Origin of the sequence: Bradyrhizobium sp. (assembly GCF_035652035.1) — a bacterium.
Classification (GTDB): Bacteria; Pseudomonadota; Alphaproteobacteria; order Rhizobiales; family Xanthobacteraceae; genus Bradyrhizobium.
In genome coordinates, this window is record NZ_DASREO010000042.1 from 1 (window position 1) to 3,741 (window position 3,741).

Here is a 3,741-nt window from a genome sequence, read left to right on the forward strand (position 1 = left end):
CAAGAACCCTCGATGGAGGAGATTCTGGCGTCGATCCGGCGTATCATTGCCGACGACGAAGCGAAGCCGCCTGCCGCCGAGAAAGCTCCGCCTCCGAGCGCCCCGCCCGCAAGCCCTCCACCGGCGGCTGCGGCCCCGCCCAAGGCGGAGAAGCCGGCGCCGGCTCCTGCCGCGCCTCCGCCACCGCCCGCAAAGGCCGCGGCTGCCCCACCGCCAGCGCCGGCGATGCCCGCGCCATCGGCGACCAATAGTCAGGACGATATCGACGCGCTACTCAACGGTCTGGATGAGGCGACCACTCCCGAGGAAATCCGCGCCGCGCCGGCCGAGGCGGAGCCGGATGTTCTGGAATTGACCGACGAGATGGCGTTGCCTGAGCCGCCGCAGCCTTCTTTCAAGAAGGTCGAGCCGCCGGACGATCTGGAATTCGCTGAGGCCGCAGCGCCCAAGCTTCCGCCGCGAGAGGCTGCGTACGACATGCCTCCGCCAAGCCCGATGGATGCGCCGCCGATCCTGTCGCGCTCGACGGTGTCGGCGGTGGAATCGGCGTTCAACAGCCTGGCCCACACCGTCCTGAGCAACAATGCGCGGACGCTGGAGGATCTGGTCAAGGAGATGCTGCGGCCGATGCTGAAATCCTGGCTCGATGACAACCTGCCAGGGCTCGTGGAACGCATCGTCAAGGCCGAAATCGAGCGAGTTTCACGCGGGCGTTAACGAGCAGGCTCGGATGGGCCGATTGCCGGCCGCAATTTAAACCTTACATCCGGTCTATCTTCGCATTCAGCCCGGCCATCAGGTTGACTTGACGCCCCCGGGCGGCTTTTAAGGGGCCGAATTCCGACGCTCGGCCTGCTTTCTTTGGGCGCTTTTGCGAAGGTCGAATTCACCGCGCAAGCCCCGTTCCCTGACCGCTACCTGCATGATCGAAAAAAATTACCAGCCGGCCGATATTGAAGAGCGTATGTCCCTCATTTGGGAGGACAGCCGCGCCTTCAGTGCCGGACGCCCGGACCGCCGCGACGCCAGACCTTTCACGATCGTGATCCCGCCGCCCAATGTGACGGGCTCGCTGCATATGGGTCACGCGCTGAACAATACCTTGCAGGACATTCTCTGCCGCTTCGAGCGGATGCGCGGCCGCGATGTGCTGTGGCAGCCCGGCACCGATCATGCGGGGATCGCGACCCAGATGGTTGTCGAGCGGCAATTGATGGAACGGCAACAGCCGAGCCGCCGGGATCTCGGCCGCGAAAAATTCCTTGAACGCGTGTGGCAGTGGAAGGCCGAAAGCGGCGGCATCATCATCAATCAGCTCAAGCGGCTTGGCGCCTCCTGCGACTGGTCGCGCGAGCGATTCACGATGGACGAAGGTCTCTCGCGCGCTGTCGTGAAGGTGTTCGTCGAACTGCACCGCGACGGCCTGATCTACAAAGACAAGCGGCTCGTGAACTGGGATCCGAAGCTGCTTACGGCCATTTCCGACCTTGAGGTGCAGCAGATCGAGGTCAAGGGCAACCTGTGGTATCTGCGCTATCCGATCGAGGGCAAGACGTTCAGCCCGGATGATCCCACGAGCTTCATCGTGGTTGCGACGACGCGGCCCGAGACCATGCTCGGCGACACAGGCGTTGCGGTCCATCCCGACGATGACCGTTACAAGCACCTCGTCGGCAAGCACGTGATCCTGCCGCTGGTGGGACGCCGGATTCCGATCGTCGCCGACGAATATTCCGATCCGGAGAAGGGGTCAGGCGCAGTCAAGGTGACGCCTGCGCACGACTTCAACGATTTCGAGGTCGGCCGGCGGCACAACCTGCCGCAGATCAGCGTGCTCGACAAGGAAGCCAGTCTCGCACTCGTCGGCAACGAAGACTACCTGCGCGGATTGCCGGAAGGCTCGTCCGAGCTTGCGGACGAACTGAACGGCCTCGATCGTTTCGTCGCGCGCAAGAAGATCGTCGCGCGCATGGAGGACTTTGGGTTCCTCGAACGCATCGAGCCGAACACGCATATGGTGCCGCACGGCGACCGCTCCGGTGTCGTCATCGAGCCCTATCTGACCGACCAGTGGTACGTCGACGCCAAGACGCTGGCGCAGCCTGCGATGGCGGCCGTGCGCAACGGGACGACGACATTCGTTCCAAAGAACTGGGAAAAGACTTATTTTGACTGGATGGAAAACATCCAGCCCTGGTGCGTCTCCCGCCAGCTGTGGTGGGGCCATCAGATTCCGGCCTGGTATGGGCCAGACGGCAAGGTGTTTGTCGCCGAGACCGAAGAAGAGGCCGTCAGCAATGCGCTCGGCTATTACGTCGAGCAGGAGGTCATCACGGTCGAGCAGGGCCGGGAGATGGCGCTCGATCGCAACAAGCGGGCCGGCTTCATTACGCGTGACGAAGACGTGCTCGATACCTGGTTCTCCTCGGCGCTGTGGCCGTTCTCGACCCTGGGCTGGCCCGACGACACGCCCGAGGTGAAACGCTATTACCCGACGAACGTGCTCGTCACCGGCTTCGACATCATCTTTTTCTGGGTCGCCCGCATGATGATGATGGGTCTTCATTTCATGAAGGAGGCGCCGTTCTCGACCGTCTACATCCATGCGCTCGTCCGCGACGAGAAGGGCGCGAAGATGTCGAAGTCGAAGGGCAACGTCATCGATCCCTTGCATCTGATCGACGATTTCGGCGCCGATGCACTGCGCTTCACGCTGGCAGCAATGGCGGCGCAGGGCCGCGATATCAAGCTCGCCGCCAGCCGTGTCGAGGGTTACCGCAACTTCGCGACCAAGCTTTGGAATGCTTGCCGCTTCGCCGAGATGAACGCTTGCGCGACGCTCGCGGGTTTCGATCCCACTGCAACCATGGAGACGTTTAATCGGTGGATTGTAGGCGAAATCGCAAGAGCTGCGGGTGTGGTAGAGTGGAAGCTTAGGGATTACAAATTCAATGAAGCCGCCAACGAGATGTATGTGTTGGTGTGGAATATCTACTGCGATTGGTACATAGAACTCGCAAAGCCTATCTTGCTCGGGAACGATAGCCAAGCGAAGGACGAAACGCGAGCGACGGTTGCTTGGGCGCGCGACCAGATTCTTAAGTTGTTACACCCCTTCATGCCATTCATTACTGAGGAGCTCTGGAACGTAACAGCGAGTCGAGAGCAAATTTTGGCACTATCAGACTGGCCGCATTTTTCGACAGACTTTGATGACCCCAGAAGTTTCAGTGATGCTAGCGCTGAAGAAGAAATTGGTTGGTTGATCGAGCTCGTTACAGCCATCCGTTCTGTCCGTGCTGAAATGAATATTACGGCCCAGATTCCACTAATACTCGTTCGTCCGGGTGAATACACACGGGAGCACGCGGAGTATTGGGCAGATTTCATACGGCGGCTTGCACGCGTATCTGAGATATCATTTGCCGATGAGGCTCCTCACGGGTCCGTGCAGGTTTTCGCTCGCGGGCAAGTCGCCGCCCTGCCGCTGAAGGGCGTGATCGACCTGTCGGCGGAGAAGGCCCGGCTCGACAAGGAAATCGCCAAGGCCGACGCCGACATCAAGCGGGTCGACGCCAAGCTCGGCAACGCCAACTTCATCGCCAACGCGCCCGAGGAGGTGGTCGAGGGCGAGCGCGAGAAGCGCGACGAGGCGCAGGCCCGCAAGGCGAAGATCGTCGAGGCGATCGAGCGGCTCAAGCTGGCGAGCTGAGCGCATGCGCAGGCTCGCCATGCGGGTCG

General features: G+C 61.4%; 2 protein-coding genes. Both read left to right on the forward strand.

The window, feature by feature from the left end:
- Positions 1–717: DUF2497 domain-containing protein (locus tag VFB05_RS13230; RefSeq protein WP_325013036.1), on the forward strand; the 717-nt coding region annotated here is incomplete at its 5' end.
- A gap of 205 nt (positions 718–922) precedes the next feature.
- A complete protein-coding gene (locus tag VFB05_RS13235; RefSeq protein WP_325013038.1) occupies positions 923–3,712 on the forward strand; it encodes a valine--tRNA ligase in 2,790 nt (929 codons plus the stop codon).
- The last annotated feature ends 29 nt before the right edge of the window (positions 3,713–3,741 follow it).